The 19,611-nt window shown below is 56.2% G+C and carries 14 protein-coding genes; 7 read left to right on the top strand and 7 right to left on the bottom strand.

Features of this window, described 5'->3' with window-relative positions:
- The first annotated feature begins 680 nt into the window (after positions 1 to 680).
- From MWC30_RS04390 to MWC30_RS04370, 5 genes are all read left to right on the top strand, one after another.
- Positions 681 to 1,262, top strand: coding sequence for a hypothetical protein (locus MWC30_RS04390; RefSeq protein ID WP_244082939.1), 582 nt, complete (start codon positions 681 to 683; stop codon positions 1,260 to 1,262).
- Between the two features lie 179 nt (positions 1,263 to 1,441).
- Positions 1,442 to 2,692 (top strand): paraquat-inducible protein A, encoded by a 1,251-nt coding sequence (locus MWC30_RS04385; RefSeq protein WP_244082938.1) that lies wholly within the window; start codon positions 1,442 to 1,444, stop codon positions 2,690 to 2,692.
- The gene (locus tag MWC30_RS04380; protein WP_244082937.1) at positions 2,685 to 4,352 is read left to right on the top strand and encodes an intermembrane transport protein PqiB; all 1,668 of its coding nucleotides are present in this window, start codon (positions 2,685 to 2,687) and stop codon (positions 4,350 to 4,352) included. The genes MWC30_RS04385 and MWC30_RS04380 overlap by 8 nt, the downstream gene beginning before the upstream one ends.
- On the top strand, positions 4,352 to 4,957 hold the full coding sequence (locus tag MWC30_RS04375; RefSeq protein ID WP_244082936.1) for a membrane integrity-associated transporter subunit PqiC: 606 nt from the start codon (positions 4,352 to 4,354) through the stop codon (positions 4,955 to 4,957). Before MWC30_RS04380 ends, MWC30_RS04375 begins: the two co-directional genes overlap by 1 nt.
- 519 nt (positions 4,958 to 5,476) lie before the next feature.
- A complete protein-coding gene (locus MWC30_RS04370; protein WP_244082935.1) occupies positions 5,477 to 5,821 on the top strand; it encodes a hypothetical protein in 345 nt (114 codons plus the stop codon).
- Between the two features lie 31 nt (positions 5,822 to 5,852).
- Here the strand turns inward: MWC30_RS04370 and MWC30_RS04365 are convergent, their stop codons facing one another.
- The 4 genes from MWC30_RS04365 to MWC30_RS04350 are packed head-to-tail and all read right to left on the bottom strand — an operon-like array spanning position 5,853 to position 11,351.
- Positions 5,853 to 7,946, bottom strand: coding sequence for a peptidase U32 family protein (locus tag MWC30_RS04365; protein ID WP_244082934.1), 2,094 nt, complete (start codon positions 7,944 to 7,946; stop codon positions 5,853 to 5,855).
- 7 nt (positions 7,947 to 7,953) lie between these two features.
- The gene (purB, locus tag MWC30_RS04360; RefSeq protein WP_244082933.1) at positions 7,954 to 9,252 is read right to left on the bottom strand and encodes an adenylosuccinate lyase; all 1,299 of its coding nucleotides are present in this window, start codon (positions 9,250 to 9,252) and stop codon (positions 7,954 to 7,956) included.
- Positions 9,253 to 9,303: 51 nt separating this feature from the next.
- A complete protein-coding gene (locus MWC30_RS04355; protein ID WP_244082932.1) occupies positions 9,304 to 9,969 on the bottom strand; it encodes a TrkA family potassium uptake protein in 666 nt (221 codons plus the stop codon).
- Between the two features lie 11 nt (positions 9,970 to 9,980).
- The gene (locus MWC30_RS04350; RefSeq protein ID WP_244082931.1) at positions 9,981 to 11,351 is read right to left on the bottom strand and encodes a TrkH family potassium uptake protein; all 1,371 of its coding nucleotides are present in this window, start codon (positions 11,349 to 11,351) and stop codon (positions 9,981 to 9,983) included.
- Positions 11,352 to 11,512: 161 nt separating this feature from the next.
- Here MWC30_RS04350 and MWC30_RS04345 point away from each other — a divergent pair, with 161 nt between their 5' ends.
- Complete coding sequence (locus tag MWC30_RS04345; protein ID WP_244082930.1) at positions 11,513 to 12,376, top strand: deoxyribonuclease IV; 864 nt, start codon at positions 11,513 to 11,515, stop codon at positions 12,374 to 12,376.
- Between the two features lie 245 nt (positions 12,377 to 12,621).
- Complete coding sequence (locus tag MWC30_RS04340) at positions 12,622 to 14,133, top strand: PAS domain S-box protein (RefSeq protein WP_244082929.1); 1,512 nt, start codon at positions 12,622 to 12,624, stop codon at positions 14,131 to 14,133.
- Positions 14,134 to 14,278: 145 nt separating this feature from the next.
- Here MWC30_RS04340 and MWC30_RS04335 read toward each other — a convergent pair whose 3' ends face one another.
- The 3 genes from MWC30_RS04335 to MWC30_RS04325 all read right to left on the bottom strand — a co-directional run bounded on the left by MWC30_RS04335 (position 14,279) and on the right by MWC30_RS04325 (position 19,558).
- Complete coding sequence (locus MWC30_RS04335) at positions 14,279 to 15,703, bottom strand: hypothetical protein (protein WP_244082928.1); 1,425 nt, start codon at positions 15,701 to 15,703, stop codon at positions 14,279 to 14,281.
- Positions 15,704 to 15,871: 168 nt separating this feature from the next.
- The gene (locus MWC30_RS04330) at positions 15,872 to 16,840 is read right to left on the bottom strand and encodes a universal stress protein (protein WP_244082927.1); all 969 of its coding nucleotides are present in this window, start codon (positions 16,838 to 16,840) and stop codon (positions 15,872 to 15,874) included.
- A 42-nt stretch (positions 16,841 to 16,882) separates the two neighbouring features.
- On the bottom strand, positions 16,883 to 19,558 hold the full coding sequence (locus tag MWC30_RS04325) for a bifunctional acetate--CoA ligase family protein/GNAT family N-acetyltransferase (protein WP_244082926.1): 2,676 nt from the start codon (positions 19,556 to 19,558) through the stop codon (positions 16,883 to 16,885).
- Positions 19,559 to 19,611 lie beyond the last annotated feature (53 nt).

The raw sequence follows: 19,611 nt of genomic DNA, 5'->3' as shown, positions 1-19,611 counted from the left end.
GCAGCGTCAGATGTGTATAAGCGACGGGGCTTTGACGACGGGGGTGGCGGCTTTCGAGGAATGGGGGGCTTTTCCGGTGGTGATGAGGCCGGTAGCGGGAACTGGCAGGCCAACCGGGCGAGCATGGAATCCGATCGCCAATCCTCAGCCGAGGAGATGCAGTCCGGTCGCAGCGATATGCAGTCGAGCCGCCAATCCTACGGTCAACAGGCTCAGGAAAGCCGGCAGAGCTACGGCGAACAGCAATCCCAGAGCTGGCAAAATTACGGCGAACAGCAATCCCAAAGTTGGCAGAACTATGGCCGGCAGGCTCAGCAAAGCCGACAGAGCTACGCTTCGGACTACGATGATTACCATTACTCCGGATATGGCGGCGGCTACTATGGTCATTACGGGGGCTACTACGGGGCTTCCCCCGCGGGAGCCTATGCGGCCGGCGCTGTCACGGGGGCGGTTGTTGGTTCGACCATGACGGCGGCCGCATTCAACTCCCTCACTGTCCCCCCGTCCCCTGTGGTTGTGGGCGGCGTGACTTATTATCAGGCAAACTCGGTCTGGTACCAGCCTGTTTATCAAGGAGACCAGGTAACTTATGTGGTGGTGAATCCGCCCCAGTAAAGGGAAGTGGTCCCGGGGCAGTCTCTACGCCATCATTTGAAAATTCAAGGAGGGTAAAGAAAATGAAAAAAATAGAGGCATTTTTGATGCTGGCAGTTATGGTTCTGGCACTTGCTCATTGTGCCGGGACCCAGCAGAGCGTGAACACCTCCCAGGCAGAGAAACCGGGGGCGATCGCCGTGGAGGTGATCGAGATGACGGGGAAGGTGAAGGCGGTCGATACTCTGAAACGAACGGTCACAGTCACGGGAGAGAGTGGAAGGACTGTCACGCTGAATGCCAAAAACGCCAGAAATTTCGATCAAATAAAGGTCGGCGACATTGTCAGGGCCGAATACGTCGAAGAGGTAGCTGTTTTTGTGAGAAAAGCTGGGGCGCCTCCGGAAGCACAAGGCGCGCAAGTCGTGGCATTGGCGCCGAAGGGGAAGATGCCCGCTGGTGTTGTTGCAGAGACCACTGAAATTGAAGCAAACGTGGAAGACATTGATTACATAGCGCGAACCGTCACTCTGAGAGGACCCGCGGGAGGAATTCGGACCATCAAGGTGGGGCCTCAGGTCAAGAATCTTGAAGGGGTGAAAAAGGGAGATCAGGTCGTTTTGAGGATCACGGAAGCTGTTGCACTGGAGGTCACAAGGCCTTGATTCATGCCATTTCCTGAGCTCCTGCAGCACGGGGCGACCTGGTTTCAGTGCATTGGCTGAAAAATTGATGCCAGTATCCGAATCGGGGTAGAGTGAACTGGATGAATCATCCCCGTCAGTGATGCCACTGCGCCGTCATTTTAAGAATTTGCAAGATACCGGAAGGATGGAACCCCCTGATGACGCCTGCTCCCGTCGTCCCAAGCCGGCTGATGCGCTGCCGGGAATGCGATGCCCTCTATTCCCTCCCCGATGCGCCGGATAAGACGACGATCGGATGTCCTCGCTGTGGGGCCGTCTTTCTCAAGCGAAACTCACGCAGTATTGCCAATGCATTTGTCTTTAACCTCACTGCCCTGGTGATGTTCCTGCTTGCCAATGCCTTTCCGTTTCTGTCAATGTCCATCAAGGGGAGCATGCAAAGCAGCAGACTCATATCCGGTGCGCTTGCCGTCTATCAGCTGGGAATGTGGCATGTCGGCATACTGATTTTCCTCGTCATGATTGCCGCACCCCTGGCAAAGATCTTGATAAACCTTTACGTGCTGGCCCCCCTCCATTTTGGCCGGCGTGCTCCCTTTGCTGTAAATGCCGTCCGCCTATTGGAGCTTGCCCACCCCTGGTCCATGGCGGAAGTGTTCATGCTTGGGGTGCTGGTGACGGGGGTGAAGCTGGCGGATGTGGGGACCATCAAGATCGATGTTGCACTGTTTTGTTTCGTCGCCATGATCGTCGCAATGGCCGCCGCAGATACCGTTTATGAGCCGAATGAAGTTTGGGAGCGGCTGCAGCGATCGCCTCCCCAGCCGTGGCCGAGCTCCGACGAGATGAAGCACCTGGTCGGCTGCCATGCCTGTACCATGGTTTGCCACGTGGATTTAGAGCCCTCTTTCTGCCCCCGCTGTGGTACTGTGCTGCACCGGCGTAAACGGAACAGCCTCGATCGCACCTGGGCTCTCGTCATCGCTGCGGCGATCCTTTACATACCCGCCAATGTCTACCCGGTGATGACAGTCGTCTCTTTCGGGAGGCCTTTCGTCAGCACCATTTTAGGCGGTGTTCAAGAATTGATCAGCTCCGGGATGTGGCCCCTCGCGGCACTGGTATTCTTCGCAAGCATCACCGTGCCCATGCTCAAACTGATCGGTTTGATATCTCTGCTTCTTTCGATACGCCACAGGTCTCGGTGGCGGCCTGCCGACAGGACGCGGCTTTACCGAATTATCGATGCCGTGGGACGCTGGTCGATGGTTGATATCTTCGTCCTTGCCATCACAGCATCTCTTGTCCAGATGGGTTCGATTGCAACCATCGTTCCCGGGGCTGGCGCAATTGCCTTTGCTTCCGTTGTTGTGCTGACTATATTTGCCGCCCTCAGTTTTGATCCGCGTCTCATTTGGGACGCAGCTGGAGCCAATCGTGATGAATGAAGAACCTCGCGCCTCACGAGATGACGTACCCCGAGCGGTCATTGTCAAAAAGAAACAAAAGCCCTCCATTGTCTGGATTATTCCGCTCGTAGCTCTTTTTATAGGGATCTGGCTCGTCTACAAGACCTACTCAGAAAAAGGCCCCACGATCACCATCTCTTTTGAAACGGCCTCCGGTCTGGAGGTCGGCAAGACCAGGGTCAAATACCGTGACGTCGATCTCGGCACCGTCAATGCCGTTGATTTCAACAAGGATCTCAGTCGGGTGGTGGTGACGGCCGAAATGCGCAAGGATATCGCGGAACAGCTGCGAGAAGGTACGACTTTCTGGGTCGTTGAGCCGCAGCTTACGGCATCCGGTGTTTCAGGACTCAGCACCCTGGTCTCCGGTACATACATCGAGATGCGTCCGGGACCCGGCAAGGCAAGAAGGGATTTCATCGGTCTTTCTCAACCTCCGGTCCTGACAGTGGATGTTCCCGGGACCACGTACAAGCTTCACGCTCCCACTGTCGGATCGGTATCGGCGGGCTCCGGAATCTACTACCGCGGCATCCAGGTCGGTTATGTGCTCGGTTACTCACTCGATGAAGACCAGAGTGGTGTCACCTTCACGGTTTTTATTGCAGCCCCCCACGACAAGCTGGTTCGAGACCAAAGCCGTTTCTGGAATGCCAGCGGCATTGACTTGTCGCTCACTTCGAGCGGAATGAACCTTCGTACCGAGTCGCTTCAATCCGTACTGACCGGCGGCATTGCCTTCGACACCGATCGAAAGTACAGTGATACCGCCCAAAGCCCGGAAGGGCGAGAGTTTACACTCTACGCCTCATTCAGCCGGGCGGAGGAAGCCGGTTTTCATCTGAGACGTACTTTTCTCATCTATTTCAAAGACGATTCCCTGGGCGGGCTGGATGTCGGAGCCCCGGTTCTATTTCGCGGCATCAAGATCGGTCAGGTGAGCGGCGTGCGTATCGTGATGGATCCCAAAACCGGGGAAGTGGAGGTTCCGGTGACCGTCGAAATCGAGCCTGAGCGGCTGAATTTTTCCAGTGCGGTTGGCCTGACCGAAGCTCAGCTGGAAGCGCTCCATTACAAGTACCTGAAGGATTGGGTGAAAAAAGGGCTGCGGGCGCAGTTGCAGTCCGGTAGCCTCCTTACGGGACAGCAGGTGGTCGCGCTCAAGTTTTTCCCCAAGGCTGCCCCTGCGGAGCTCGACACGCGAGGCGAAATTCCGATACTGCCCTCGCAGCCGTCGCAGTTCAAAGAGCTTTCCGCCCAGGCAGGAGAGTTCATAGACAAGCTCCACCAGCTCCCCCTGAAGGACCTCGTGGACGACCTGCGCAATACCATCCAATCGACGGATAAGCTCATCAATTCCAAATCCGTAAAAGAGGGAGTGGATTCCCTGAAGGATGTCGGCCGGCTGCTCGACAGCCTGAAAGCGACGTCGGATACCGCCCGCAATGCATTGATCAAGGCAGAGTCGCTGATGAGCGGTGCCGACCGGATGATCGGCGATGATTCCCAGCTGCGCCACGGCTTGACGCAGCTCATTAAGGAATTGACGGACAGTGCCCGTGCTGTGAGGACCTTGTCGGACACACTGCAGCGTCATCCGGAAGCATTGATCCAAGGGAAGGAGGGCCCCAGGAAATGATGATCCGCATACCATGCTTCTTCGCTGCATTGGTGTTTTCGGCGTTCGTTTTGACAGGCTGTAAAAGCCCGCAGACCTATTTCTACACCCTGAGCAGCGCGGTTGATCCGATGGCTGCCGCGGAGATCCCTGCACACTCCCCCGTTGCCGTCGGAATCGGACCGGTCAGTGTCGCGGGGTATATGGACCGGCCGGAAATCATCATACGCGATAATGCCCATGCTGTGGAGCTGCAGGACTATCGGCAGTGGGCCGAGCCGCTGGTCAATGGGTTGCCGGCGGTTTTGACCCGGAACATTGCGGCGCTTCTGCCTGCGGACCATGTGGACAGCTATCCACAGACAACGCCGACGCCCCTTGCTTTCCGTGTTCAGGTTGAGATAACCCGCTTTGACCTCAGCAGATCGGGGGAGGCAACACTCACGGCTCGCTGGCAGATCTTCGACGCCGGCACCGGTCGATTCGTGTTGTCGCGCACGTCCACGATGAATGAACAGGCAGCCGATGCCGCTGCGGATGCCGGAGTCGGGGCACTCAGTCGGACATTGGGCAAACTGGCTGCAGAGATCGCAGTGCAGATTGCCATGCTCGCCGGTGTGCCATAAGTCGTCAGGCCGGTTTGGTTTTCGTTGGGCAACACCAAAGAAATAACCTCCCAAAGGTTAGCTTGCTTTGTAGGAGCGGCTTCCAGCCGCGACCAAGCGCATGGCGGCTTCTCCGATGTCGCGGCTGGAAGCCGCTCCTACAGTTCTGGTACTCTATTATTTGTGAGCTGCCTTAACGTCATCCTGATGAAAACCGGGGTCCAGAAAGTCTATATTTTCCTGGATCCGGCTCTCGCTGGAATAACGAAAGTTGGTTCAGTCAGCAGCATTGACTCCCTTCCCTTGCCAGCAGCCGCCATTTCGTGGAGTATTCCGTGAGGCGGCCCTCGGGTTCACCGATCCTTCCAATTTATGAGAAAATGATTAAAATAAGTTTCATTCATTAAGGTTTCATCGTTGACGAGGAGGGTCTGGCGCGCCAGTTTACAAGTTGGTTGTATTGAAGTGCGGCTGACAGGAACGCGGGCCAATGTGCCTTCTGCTTGATGAAGCAGCGGGGGGGGTTGCGAGGTGATTATAATGAAGACCACCATATTGAAAAAGGTTTTGTCGGCTTTCGTCATGTTTGTCCTGCTTGTGACTGCAGTTCCTGTCCTCGCAGAGAGGGGTTACTACGGCCGTGGAGGCGGCGACCGTTCCTATCGGTATTACGACGGCCGTCCCGGCTATCGTAATGACTATCGAGGCGATCGCTACTACCGTTACGGCTACCCATATCGCCGCGGACCCTACTATGGTGGTTACTACTGGCCCCGCCACCGCTACTATTACCGGCCGTACTATTACCCCTATTACCGGCCGTATGGGTATTATGCCCCCTACCCATTCTTCGCGCCGGGCTTCAACCTGTATTTTGGTTTCTAGCGTGTGTGGCGCCCATGACGGCAGGAAATGCTCACGGCTTGCGGTCGAAATTAAAGAGAGAGTAAGGTTCGTCCGCCCGCGTTCGTTTGTAGCCGCTGAGGAGTCGCTCAATCTCCTTCCCCTGGGGCGTGGGGCCGTCACTGAGATCGACCATGAACCACCGGTAGCCGAAGGATTGGAGCGTGGGCAGCAAGCCGAGCCAGCTCATGGGCTCGTCCGCATAAATGCACGACAAAGACCCCTTGCGACGAAAGTTGTACACATCTCCCCTGGGTGCGATGAGCGGCCTTTCCTCCTGCAGTTTGGGGGTCAGGCGCGAGGTAAAGAGCGGCGGCCATGCATACACGGTCACAATGGGCTGACTGCTGAAAGGGCCATGGCTCAGGCTTTGAAGCTCTTCCCGTGTGATCTCGATGGAGAGCACGCTCCACTGACAGCCCGCGTCCGCCAGAGCGGCCATCGCCGCCAGGTTTCGAGCATTGAAGCGGTTCCCAGCGAAAATATTCAGTTTTTCTATTTCGTGCAGTAAATCGAAATGCCCCCAGTTGTTGACCTCCCAGGACCGAAAGCCCTTGTCACAAAACCACTTGACGGCCGGTCGGTAATAGGCCAGGTCCTTTTCGCTCAAAAGAGAGGGCAAGGACCAGACAAACTTCTCCTTCTGTCCGGGAACGAAGCGCTGCTTCGCCACGCGCTCCAGATTGGCGCGGGTGGCGGTGAGCATCACCCAGGCTGCAGGAGCCTGGAAAGCTGCGGGAAGGTCATGAGCTATCCCCACCTTGAGAATCAGCGATTCCTCGCTCCGGCGGGGATTGAAGTGCAGGAGCGGCCAATTTTCAAGAATACGTTCCTTGTGGGCATACCTTTTCCTAAAGGAAACGCTTTGGGGCGCTTCACTGCGGATCTTCTGCCACAAGCCGGGAATGGAGACGGAACGACCTCCCACTTTGAAGAGGCGCTCTCCGGCGAGGAGACCACTCTGCACGGGCAGGAGAATGCGTTCCCCCGAGCGGCCGCCTTCCACGGGCTTTCCGTCCAGGGAAAAGATTTCCCGCAGGGAAAAGGCGCTCTTTTCCCTGCCCTCGGATGATTCCGGCCTCAGGCGATCCCCAATTCTCAGATCATGACGGAGCTGAACCTCCATCCACCCGCCCTGTATTCCTTTGATGGTGCCTGCCCAGAGTCCGCTGGAGCCTGACCGGTGGGGTGTGAGGACCTCTGCATTGAAATCCCCTCGAAAAAAACCTGTCGTGAGCCGTCGGGATGGGGATTGGGCCAGGCAATCCCGGGCCTCGGCAAGAGCGGCCTCTTCCTGACCTGAAGGGGCATCGAGGACAAGGCGGTAGGCTTTCACCACCTGGCCGATGTAGTCCGCCCCCTTCATGCGGCCTTCGATTTTCAAAGAGGCCACTCGCAGTTTCTTCAGCTCCGAAATGAAGGGGAGCGCGCAGACGTCGTTGCAGGAAAGGAAAAAGCCTTCCTTGCGACCTTGGCGAAACTTCAGGCGACAGGGCTGGACACACCTCCCCTGTAAACCGCCGTGTCCCCCCCGGTAGCTGCTGGTGAGACAGAGCCCCGAGTAGGAGTAGCAAAGGGCGCCATGGACGAAGACTTCAAGCTCGGTGCGCGTCGAGGCGGCGACTGCCCGGATTTCCTCCAGGCTCAGCTCTCGGGCCAGCACCACCCGTTGCGCCCCCATACGTTCCAGCTGATTTACCCCGGCGCTGTTATGGATGGCCATGAGAGTACTGGCGTGGAGCTTCAGCTGGGGGAAAAATCGGCGGACGAGATAGAAAATTCCTGGGTCCTGCACAATGAGCGCATCCACTTGGATGTCCGTCAGGGATTGAAGGAGATCCATGACGGCCGGGAACTGGGCAGCGGTCATGATGCTGTTCAACGCCAGGTAGACGGAAGCCTTTCGCTTGTGAGCATAGGGCACCAGTGTTGAAAGCTCATCCAGGGTAAAATTGATTGCCGAAGCCCGGGCGCTCATTTGCCTGAGCCCCAGATAGACGGCGTCCGCCCCGTTTTCCAGGGCGGAAAAGAAGCTTTCCACGTGCCCCGCGGGGGCAAGCAACTCGGGGGCACGGAACGTGTTGGCTGGGGAAGGCTCAGGACTCATTCAAAGATTATTCCTCTCCAAAAACCTGCTGAAAGATGGCGTCCACGTGCTTGAGGTGATAATGGAGATCGAAGATACCGTCGATCTCGGGAGGGCTCAAGTGCCTGGTGACTTCAGGATCGCTTTTGAGCTGCGTGTTCAACTGGCCCCCTTCCTTCCAGACCGTCATGGCATTGCGCTGCACCAGGGCATAAGCCTCCTCCCGCGTGAGGCCCCTGCGGGTGAGGGCCAGCATGACCTGTTGGGAAAAAAACAGGGATCCGGTGAGCTCCAGGTTCTTCCTCATCTGCTGGGGATAGACCACCAGCTTGTCCAGAACGCGCGTCAGGCGTGCCAGCATGTAGTCCAGGAGAATCGTGGAATCCGGCCCGATGATACGCTCTACGGACGAATGGCTGATGTCGCGCTCATGCCACAGAGCGACATTTTCCATGGCGGCCAGGGCATTTCCCCTCAGTACACGAGACAGGCCCGCCAGGTTTTCCGAGGCGATGGGATTGCGCTTGTGAGGCATGGCGGAGGAGCCCTTCTGACCGGCGGCGAAGAATTCTTCGGCTTCTCGGACCTCCGTGCGCTGGAGATGCCGGATTTCCACCGCGATCTTTTCAATGGAGCAGCCGATCAGCGCAAGAGTCGAAAAGAATTCGGCATGCCGGTCGCGCTGCACGATCTGCGTGCTGACGGGGGCAGGCAGCAGGCCCAGCTTACGACAGACCGCCTTTTCAATGGCCGGATGGATGTTCGCATAGGTGCCGACGGCACCGGAGATCTTGCCCACTCGTATGGATTCCCGAGCCTGCTTCAGGCGCTGCCGGTTTCGGGACATCTCGGAATACCAGAGGGCGAACTTGAGTCCAAAGGTGACGGGCTCTGCGTGGATCCCGTGGGAACGCCCTATCATGACGGTATCCTTGTGCTCGTGAGCTCTTCGCTTCAGGACCGCCAGGAGCTTGTCCAGATCCTCCAGGAGCAGGTCGGCCGATTGTGTCAGTAGCAGTGCCAGGGAGGTGTCGAGGACATCGGAAGACGTAAGCCCCTCGTGGATGTGCCGCGAGGCCGGCCCCACGTGTTCGGCCACGCTGGTGAGAAATGCGATGACGTCATGATGGGTTTCCTGTTCGATCTCCTCGATCCGTCGGACGTCGAAGTCGGCTTTCTCCAGGATCTCCTTCAGATCGTCCACTGGAATGGCCCCGGCTTCCCCAAGGGCTTCACAAACGGCGATTTCCACTTCCAGCCATTTTCGATACCGGTTTTCCGTTGTCCAGATCTGCCCCATTTCGGGGCGTGTATAGCGATCAATCATGTGGAATCTCCCTGTCGACGAGGGTTCGGTTTCAATATCCAAAGCCTCGGGTCATTCGTCTGTCGTGTCTTTCAAGAGGTGGTCCATTGCCTGGTTGGAGCCGAGCAGGATCATCACGTCATTTTCTTTGACGATGTAGTCGGCTCTGGGGATGAAGGTCAATTCCTTTTCCGCGCCGCTGCGGATGGCGATGACCTGAATGCCGTACTGATTGGTCAAGTCCAGTTCCCGCAAAGCTTTGCCGCTGAGCTTCCTGGGATGGATCAATTCAAAAATGCCATAGTCCTGAATGGATGGAAGGTATTCAAGCATATTGGGGTTCTGAATCCTGCGGGCCAGCGAATGGGCCAGATCTCTTTCGGGAAAGAGGATCTCGTTGGCTCCGATGCGCGAGAGGATCTGCCCGTGGGCTTCGCTGAGGGCCTTGGCTATGACCCGTTTGATTCCCATTTCCTTCAGATGAAACGTCGTAATGATGCTGGCCAGCATGTTGGTCCCGATGGCCACCACTGCAAGGTCCACCTGTCCTATTCCAAGGGCCATGAGTGTGTCCTTGTCGGTGGAATCGGCGACAACGGCCTCGCTGATTTCGTTTTTTACCTTTTGAACAACCTCCTGTTGAACATCGAGTCCAATGACGTCAAAGCCCTTGGAATAGAGCTCCCGCCCCAGGTAGTAGCCGAAATTGCCGAGTCCGATGATGGCGATCTGGCGCATGTTGTTCCACCTCAACCGATCATGATGGGTTCTTGGGCGTAGTAGAATTTCCCCTTGCTCTCCTCTGCCTGAATGGCCATGGCGATGACCAGGGGCCCCAGGCGGCCGGTGAACATGATGACTACGAGGATGAATTTGCTCCATGTGTTGAGCTTCGGTGTAATCCCCAGGCTCAGCCCCACCGTTCCAAAGGCGGAAGTGGTTTCAAAGAGGAGTTCCATGAACTGCCCCGAAGTCTCATGAAACGGAACACTCCCCGTCTCGGAGATGAGCAGGGCAGCCGCGCCCAGAATCACGATGATGACGGAGATGGCGAAGGTGCCATAAGCTTGATTGACGGTACTGGGTGAAATGGACCGTTTGAAAGCGTGCACGTGATCGGACGATCCTTTCAACCGCGCCCGGCTCAACACGAGAAGCACCCCCAGGGTGCTCGTTTTGATGCCGCCTCCCGTCGATCCCGGAGATGCGCCGATGAACATGAGCATGATGGTGCCCAAAAGGGTGATGTTGTTCATGGAGGCGTAATCGAGGGTGTTGAACCCAGCCGTGCGGGGTGTCACCGATTGAAAGAAGGACGCCAGAAGCTTTGTGGAAAATGGCAGCCCGGCCAGGGTGGTGGACCACTCACTGAGGAGGAAAAATACCGTCCCTCCCGCGAGGAGCACCGCCGTCATGGAAAGAACGATTTTGGAATGCAGGGAAAGTCGATTCCACAAATGTCGCCTGGACGTACGTGTCTCAAGAGCCCGAGCCAGTTCATGCATCACCATGAAGCCGAGACCACCGAATACAATGAGCCCGATGACCGTCAGGTTGACCAGGACATCATCCCGATAGCCCATGAAATTGTCGCTGTACAAGCTCAGGCCCGCGTTGCAGAAGGCGCTGACGGAATGAAAAATCGCGTGAAACCAGGCAGTGGAAGCATCGTATTGCTGGTGAAAGCGCGAGTAGAGCAGGAAGGCCCCCGCAGCCTCGAAAGAAAGGGTGAAGAGGAGGACACGCCTCAAAAGCACAAACAGATCCGCCTGCGGGCTGTGAGCGAATATATCCTGGACGACGAAGCGGGAACGAAAGGAAATGGATCGTCCGAGGAGGAGCAGGAGAACCGTCGAAAACGTCATGATTCCCAGTCCTCCCATCTGGATGAGGATCAACAGGGCCGTTTGCCCAGCCCCGGAAAGGTCCTTTCCCACATCGATGACTGCCAGTCCCGTGACACATACGGCGGAGGTCACCATGAAGAGCGAATCAATGAGGGGCAGATGCCCGCCGTGCCGCAAGGGAATGAACTCCAGCGCCAGTGTTCCTACGATAATCAGTGACAGAAACCCCAAAATCGGATAAACGGATGGCGACAGATGCCCCGGAATTCTCATAAAAATTGTTCCTTCCCGCTCGATGAATTCGGGCAATCCTATACCATAGCCGCCGGCATTTGCCAAGCCAGGCCAAAGAGATGCGGCAAGCCATCCTTTTGGCCTCCAGTCTCGACCTACGATCACGGCCGTCATTTACTGGAGCCCTGTGGAGAAATTTCATGCCCCTGCTCGGAGCGCACATGTCCATCGCCGGTGGGCTGCACCTGGCCTTCCGCCGGATCATGGAGGTACAGGGAGAGGCGCTGCAGATATTCACCCGGAACGAGCGGCAATGGCAGGTTCCCCCCTTGTCCGAAGAGGCTGCCAGGCTCTTTCATGAAAGGCACCGTGAAACCGGATATATGCCGGTTGCCGCCCACAATTCCTACCTCATCAACCTGGCAGCCGTCGATCCGACGACGCTGGAAAAGTCCGTTGCCGGCTTTGCCGCAGAGGTGCAGCGTGCAGAGCTCCTCGGGATTCCATACCTCATCATGCATCCGGGCTCCCATGGAGGCGTGGGGGTGGAAGAAGGGTTGGAGCATTTTGTAGAAAATCTGGACCGTGCCCTGGCCCTTTCGGAATGCTCCCATGTCATGGTGCTTCTGGAAACCACGGCCGGCCAGGGAACGAGCCTCGGCTCCCGTTTCGAAGAGCTGGCGGCCATCCTCCGCGCCTCGGACTTCCGGCATCTCCTGGGCATCTGCTACGACACCTGCCACACCTTTGCCGCCGGGTATGATCTTCGCACCCGCGACGCCTATACCGGGACTTTTTCCCATTTCGACGAGACCATCGGCCTGGAAAACCTGAAATTTTTTCATCTCAATGACAGCAGGAAAGCTTTGGGCTCCCATGTGGATCGTCACGAGCACATCGGCAGGGGGGAAATAGGGTTGGACGCCTTCCGCCTGCTATTGAACGATCCGCGGTTTTCAGACCACCCCATGGTGCTGGAAACACCCAAGGGAAAGGACCTGAGGGAAGACAGGGAAAACCTGGCGGTCCTGAGATCCCTGATAGAGTCCGGCGACCTCTTCTGACTTGTATCTGCAGCAAATGGTGTTAAATTTGAGATCCAGGGAGACAGAGTATATGAGCAAAATGATTTGACGTTCTGTGCAGCTGCTGAACCCGTCATTCCGGCTTGACGCATGCCGGGGTGACGGACGGGTTGTGAATGTTGGAAAATATTCGCTCAGGTACGATCTGCTGGAGCAGTCCCTGCGGGACAGTGTATCTTTTGTTTATAGCCTCTATTGCCATCATGCGTTTGCCAAGGAAGCACATGACACAAAGAACATACGAAGATGCTGAAGAAATAAGAATATGCCATGGAGACATCGACTACCAGGGGATCGTCAAGCACATCAACGACGGTGTCGTGATCATCAGGGAAGGGAAAATCGTTTTTGCCAATAAAGCTTTCTACGAGATCTCCCAAACTCAGGCCGACGAGGTCGTTCACTCGGACTTTTCCAAATTCGTCGCCGAGGGGGATCGAGAGAAGGTGATGCGATATTGCACGGAGCGCCTCTTCACGGAAAATTTATCGGACACCCTCGAATTCCTCATGCCGCTCAAGAACGGAGAAGCCATCATTGAAATGAAGGTCAGCGTCGTCGAGTGTGGTGGTGCGCCCGCCATCCTCGGTGCCTTGACCGACATCACTGAGAGGCGCAAGACCCGTTTCGAGCTGCAGCGCATCAAGGAACGCCTCGAGAGCATCATCCACTCCATGACGGAGGTCATCGTTTCGGTGTCCCCCAGGGATTCTTCGATTCTTGCCATCAATCCTGCGGCTGAAGCGCTCTATGGGGTCCCGGTGCGGGATTTCATCAGCGGCGAGAAACATATTTTGGGATTCGTTCATCCAGAAGACCTGGAGATGGTCCGTAAATTCTACGAGAACCTCCCTGAGGCGGAATTCGATGAACTGGAGTACAGGATCATCAGCTCCACCAAGAGAACCAGATGGGTCGTCGATGAAGGGCACGTCGTCTACACCAATAAGGGGCATATCCGCACCATCGATCATGTTATCCGGGACATCACCGAGAAGAAAAAAGCTCTCGATGCCCTGCGCCTGAGCGAAGAAAAATACCGCGACTTTTTTGAATCGACCACCGACATGGCCTTCACCATCACCCCGGAGGGCGATTTCATCGATATCAATGACGCGGGCCTGAAGCTCCTGGGGATGGAGAGCGTGGAAGAAGCTTATGAAAGCAACGTGCTCAATTTCTATGTGGATACCACGGAGCGGGAAGAGCTCGTGAGAGAAATCTACGGAAAGGGCCATGTGGAAGGCAAGCGCGTGCGCTTCAAGACCAAAGGGGGTGAAATCATCGAAGTGGCCGTCACTGCCCGGGCCAAAATCGGTGAATCAGGCCGGCATCTCTACCATGAAGGCATTATACACAATGTAACGAAGGCACTGGAGGATGAGCGAAGCCGAGTGCTTCGCAACGCAGCGGGAGGCATGTGTCACCACCTCAACACTCACCTCATGCAACTGCATGGGGCCAACGGCGCCATCGACGAGGAAGCGGACTCACTGGATGACCTCTTGGAAAAACTGGCACAGCGAGAAGATCCGCAGAGGATCGCCGTGGAAATGAAGAAGATTGTGAAAGACATCCACCGTTATTCCAAGAGCATCGACGGCGCCTACAAACGCATCTCCGAAGTGACCACGGCTTTCAACAGGGCGTTTCGCTACAAGGAAGAGTCCTATCTGTCGAGCACCATCCTCGATATCTTCAAGGCATGTGGCTACGAAGAGGACAGCCCCAATTGACCATCACCTCCCGGCATTGTGTCTCTGCCGGGAGGTGATGAAGTCCCGCTTTGAAGGGGGATCTAATGTGACGTTCACACCTCAGGGGGGAATCGCGCTAATCGCACTGTCCCAGGGTCTGAGACAGCCTTCGTCGACCTGTGTGCTAAGGACGGATGTCTATCGTCGGGTATAATCCCGCCCGGTCCCCTTCGGGATAGGGTTGGATGATGTTGAAAGAAATGTTCTGGGCGGTTTGTGCGTGTCCCGGGTTGTTCTTCTTACGGGAATAATAGGCACCGTTGGCCTCCAGGATGTGCTCGATGCGATGCCGGAATGCCTGCACAAACTCCCGCCCATTGCCCTGGAAGATCATGGCGCCGATAACGACTTCTCCCAAAGTGCGTGACAGCTTTTCGAGAGAAATGCTGTGGAACGCCAGGTCCTTCCTGTTGCGGATGTAACCCCATATGAGCTGCCCGGGAGGGATTTCCAGGGGCTCTTCCAGGTCGACAATGGTGTGAGGCATAACGATGCTTCCCCTTCCGATAGTCAGAGGGCAATCGGCGCTCCCCCGCAGGAAGGCGTTGAAGCCCACGAACACTCGCCTGCCCAGATTCGCATGAATGACTTTGCCCCCGTGAGCGGTGATGTTGTACTCTTCAAGTCGGGAATTGATAATGTAGCAATTCTCCTGGGCGTTGGAGCCCCTCCCGAGCCAGGCATCCTCGAGATAGGCTCTTTGTGCTACCAGGACGTTTTCCCTGATACTTGTATTTCCCTTGATGACCGAGTAACGGCTGACCGAGGCTCCTTCGGGCACCTCGATGGAGTGTCTGGAATCGACCGACTCAAAGGCGGCGATGAAGTCCCGCTTGCGCTCCTGAATGAAATCCATGAAGACCCCGGTGGGATCCTTTCCCGGCTGATAATCCACATAGCGTCTCAGGTCTTCGGGATGAAAGTGGAAGTTGAAATTGAACGCATTCTCGGCGTGAATCCAGATGCTCCCATCCTCCACGTAGCGGTGGCTCACCTCACCCGTTTGAACATAGGAGTACTTTCCGATGACGCAGTCGTGAACCGTTGTAAGATCTACCGTGGCGAAGGGTCCCAGGAAGCTCCCTTCGATGGGGGACCCGTGAATGTTGGCAAACTGAAGGGCGACGGTGTTTTGAATGAGAAACTCCTCGGGACTTTCCGGATCGTGGGAATAGTTGTGCACCAGGTTTTTTACCAGAAAGCTGTCCCGAATACGGATCACTTCATCGTCATGGAGCGGGATGTCCATGCCTCGATAGCGAAACACCTCCCCACGGCTTTTCAGTTCATCGCCGCGAATATCGCTCTTATAGAGCAGGGAATTGTCCACGATGCACTTGCCCAAAAAGTAACTGCCGGCCAGACTGGAATGGTTGAAATGGAAATGGAGGGGGTGGTGCAGGGTCAATGCATAAAAGCCATAATATTTGACAAACTTCCCCCAGGGGATCAATCCCCTGACATAGGGCCCGACATCGAAGGCGGGCTCCCGCAGGTTGACGTTGACGCGATCGATGATGCGATCCAAAAGCCTTTCCAAATTTGTCATTCAGAATCCCCCACCTGTTGAATCGTCCCAATTGTGGCGCCCGACACTCAAAAAAGAAGCATCCGCCATGGCCCTGGTTCATCATTCCCGCATGACACGGCTGCGGAAGTGATGAAGAGGACACGACCGGATGCTTCGGGACAGCCTTTCATCTCATGATCCCTGCCATCAGCTCACAATCCATACCGCCTTCTCTTTTGCCATCTGGATGACCTTATTGCTGACGCGCCCCATGAAAAATTCTTTCACTTTTGACAGTCCCCTTCGACCGATGACGATGGTATCGATGCCCTCCCGTTCCGCTTCTTCCAGGATAGCACCTGCTCGGCTGGTCACCCCTTTGACAACCTTACGGGTGATCCTGGCCTGATCGAGTCCCGCACGGGTCAAGCGGGCCTGAGCGTTATCCAGTACAGGCTCCAGAGCCTTTTCCATGGCTGCAAGCTCCTGCTCCTCCTTCTCTTTCCACTCATTCTCTCTATCCACTCCAATGGACCTCCCGAACACCTGCTGAAACACGTTGAAGCCCCGGATGGCATGAAATAGAGTGACCTGTACATCGGACCGCTCCCCGAGCATACTTGCCAGATGATCTGCCGCCAGCATGGCACCTTCGGAGTTGTCCACGCAGAGGAGGAATTTCTGGCAATGCGCCTTCCCTCCTATCACCCAGATGGGAACCTGGATGATCTTTTCCACCAGTTTCGTGGCAATGCTGCCCAAAACCATATCCTTCAACTCGCTCACTCCACGGCGGCCCAGGACGACGGCATCGTAGTCATGGAGGGATTCCGCCACGATATCGCGGGCAATACCCGCCTGCCGCTCGTGCATGTCCACCTTTACCGCATCGGCGGGGAATCCTGCCCCCAGCAGGACTTTTCGAGCCTCCTCCAAGAATTCCTGGATGAGCTGCTGCTGTTGCTGCTCCCATTCCGTGATGCTGATGAGGCGGTACTGGTAGCCGGGCTCCTTTTCCATATCCCAGAAGGACTCCGGAACCCTGGTTACCACATGGAACACAACGACGTCCGTGCTTCCGGGAGATGCTGCCAGGCTTACGTAGCGCACCGCTTCCAGGGCCTGTTGGGACCCATCCACTGCCACCAGTATTTTTTTACGCTTTGAACTCGCCATCGCTTCCTCCTCAAATCATCCGTTATGAATCCTATCTATCGCTCAGGCTCGTGTCAGGTCGATTCTGAGCTCGTAGTTTGAGCTTTCAGGTACTCTTTTGACACTAAACCCGAGTTTTCGACCAAGTGCAAGCATGTTTATATTTTCGGGCAAAACATGTCCCCAGATGAGTTGCATGCCACGTTCCCGGGCGACACAAATGCATTTTTCCAGCAGCAAGGCTCCCACCCCCTTTCCCTGCCAGTCGTCCCGAATCACCACGGCAAATTCAGCCCGGGTGACATCGGGATCGGCCATGAGGCGGGCCACTCCCAATATCTTTTGTCCCTCTTCGTCCTGCAGCAGGCCCACGAAAGCGACATCCCGGTCATAGTCGATCTGGGTAAAACGGGCCAGCATCTCACTGGGCAGGGACTTGACGGGTCTAAAAAAGCGGAAATAGATGCTTGTGGGCGAAAGGCTGTTGTGCAGTTCAATCAGGAGGGGCGCGTCTTCGGGTTTGATGGGGCGTGCGAGGATTTTTACGCCCGTCTGGATTTCAACGACAGCTTCGTACTGACTGGGATACGGGCTGATGACCAGATGCATGGGCGAGGCGACCTCGGAGGGCGCGAGACAGACGCGCGCGTCCACGGCACAAGCGCCCCCATCCACCATGAGCAACGGGTTGATGTCGAGCTCCGTGATCTCTGGAAAATCCACCACAAGCTGGGAAAGTCGGATGAGAATCTCATCCAGGAGCTCCAGATTGGCCGCCGGACGATTGCGGTAACCCTGGAGCAGCTGGTAAACCCGTGTGCTCTCCATGAGTCTGAGGGCAAGCAGTCTGTTGAGGGGAGGAAGAGCGATGGATTGATCCTTCAAGACCTCCGTCAGGATTCCCCCCATACCGAAAAGAATGACAGGGCCGAAATCTGCATCCTTTTTGCTTCCAAGGATCAGCTCGTAGTCCTGCCTCTCCAGCATCGGCTGCACCGTAACGCCCAGGATGTTCGCCTGAGGGTTGTAGGCGGCGGCCTCGGCCATGATGGAGCGAAACGCTTCGCGAACATCTTCATCGTGCTTGAGGTTGAGCTGCACGCCCTTGGCATCGGATTTGTGAGTAATATCCCGGGAATGAATCTTCATGACCACGGGATATCCTACGCGGTGGGCAGCATCCACGGCATCATCTTCAGAGACCGCGACCTCCGTTTGATTTACGGGTATTCCGTAAGCTGCCAGCAATGCCTTGGATTCCGGCTCTGTCAGAAGATGGTGACCCTGATTCAGGGCTTCAGCAATGAGGGTCTTTGCTCCAGGCTGGTCGTAGCGCAATTCTTCGGGAAGAGCCGGCGGAATCTGCTGGAGCATTTCCATGTTCCGGGCATAGGAATACATGTAATGGAAGGCCCGGATAGCACGCTCGGGCGTCTCGTAAGTGGGAATGCCGGCGGCATTGAATATCTCCTGGCCCTGCTCCACATCGCCGCCTCCCATCCAAACCGTATAGATGGACAGCCGCTTTCCTTTCAAAAGCGTGCACAGTGAAAGCGCCGTCGTTGTGGGGTCGCTCATGGACTGGGGGGTCATGATAATGATCATGGTCTTGATTTCCGGAGCACTGATGCACACTTCGACGACCTTACGATATCTTTCGGGAGAGGCGTCGCCCAGAATATCGATGGGGTTGTTTCGGCTCCAATAAGGAGGAAGGATCGCATCCAGCTTGCTCATGGTTTCCGGGCTGAGTGCCACCGGCTCCATCCCGTAAGCCGCCAGAGCATCGGCCGCCATGACTCCCGGCCCTCCGGCATTGGTGATGATGACGGTGCCTGGACCCTGCGGGCGGGGCTGTTTGGCCATCAGCTCCGCACAATCGAAAAGCTCCTCGATGGTGTTGACGCGGACGATGCCGGCCCGCTTGAAGGCAGCATCGTAAACGGCATCTGAGCCTGCAAGTGCTCCTGTGTGGGATGCTGCCGCGCGTATGCCCGCCTCGGACCGCCCGGACTTGAGGACAACAATGGGCTTGATTCTCGATACGGCACGCGCGGCACTCATGAATTTCCGAAAGTGTGAGAGATTTTCAATGTATAGGACGATACTGCTCACACCGGGGTCATCCCCCAGGTAATTGATGAGATCGCCGAAATCGACATCCAGCATGCTTCCAATGCTGACAAAATAGCTGAACCCGTTTTGCTCCTTCAGAGAAAGATCCAGGATGGCCGTGCAGATAGCGCCGCTCTGGGAAATGAACGCCAGCTTCCCCGGCAGAGGCATATGGCTGGCGAAAGTTGCGTTCAGCTTCAGGTCGGTGTTCACCACTCCCAGGCAGTTGGGTCCCACGATCCGGATCCCCGCTCTGTCGGCTGCCTCCTTGATTTTCGCTTCCAGGGCCAGGCCTTCGGTTCCCGCTTCCTTGCCTCCGGCGGAAACAACGATGGCCCCGCCGATGCCCGCCGCAGCACACTCCTGGAGAATACCCGGAACAGTCCGAATGGGAGTCGTGATGACGGCAAGGTCCACCGGTTTTCCGATGCTGCCGAGAGAAGGATAGACTTCCAGCCCTTCGATCTCCTTGTGATGGGGATTCACGGGATAAATTTTCCCTTCGAATTCCCCTTTCAGCAGATTGTGTAAAACGGCATAACCCACCGCTGCAACTCTGGGAGTCGCTCCAACCACTGCTACCGCTTCAGGTCGAAAAATCTTGTCGAGATTGTGAATGCTCATGATCCACTCCATTTGATCTTCTTGATCTTCATCGTGCGAGGTCTAGGGCATGG

The sequence above is a fragment of the Desulforhabdus sp. TSK genome (assembly GCF_022836495.1).
GTDB lineage: Bacteria > Desulfobacterota > Syntrophobacteria > Syntrophobacterales > Syntrophobacteraceae > Desulforhabdus.
The sequence above is the reverse complement of the archived record's forward strand: the minus strand, read 5'-3'. Positions and strand labels throughout refer to the sequence as shown.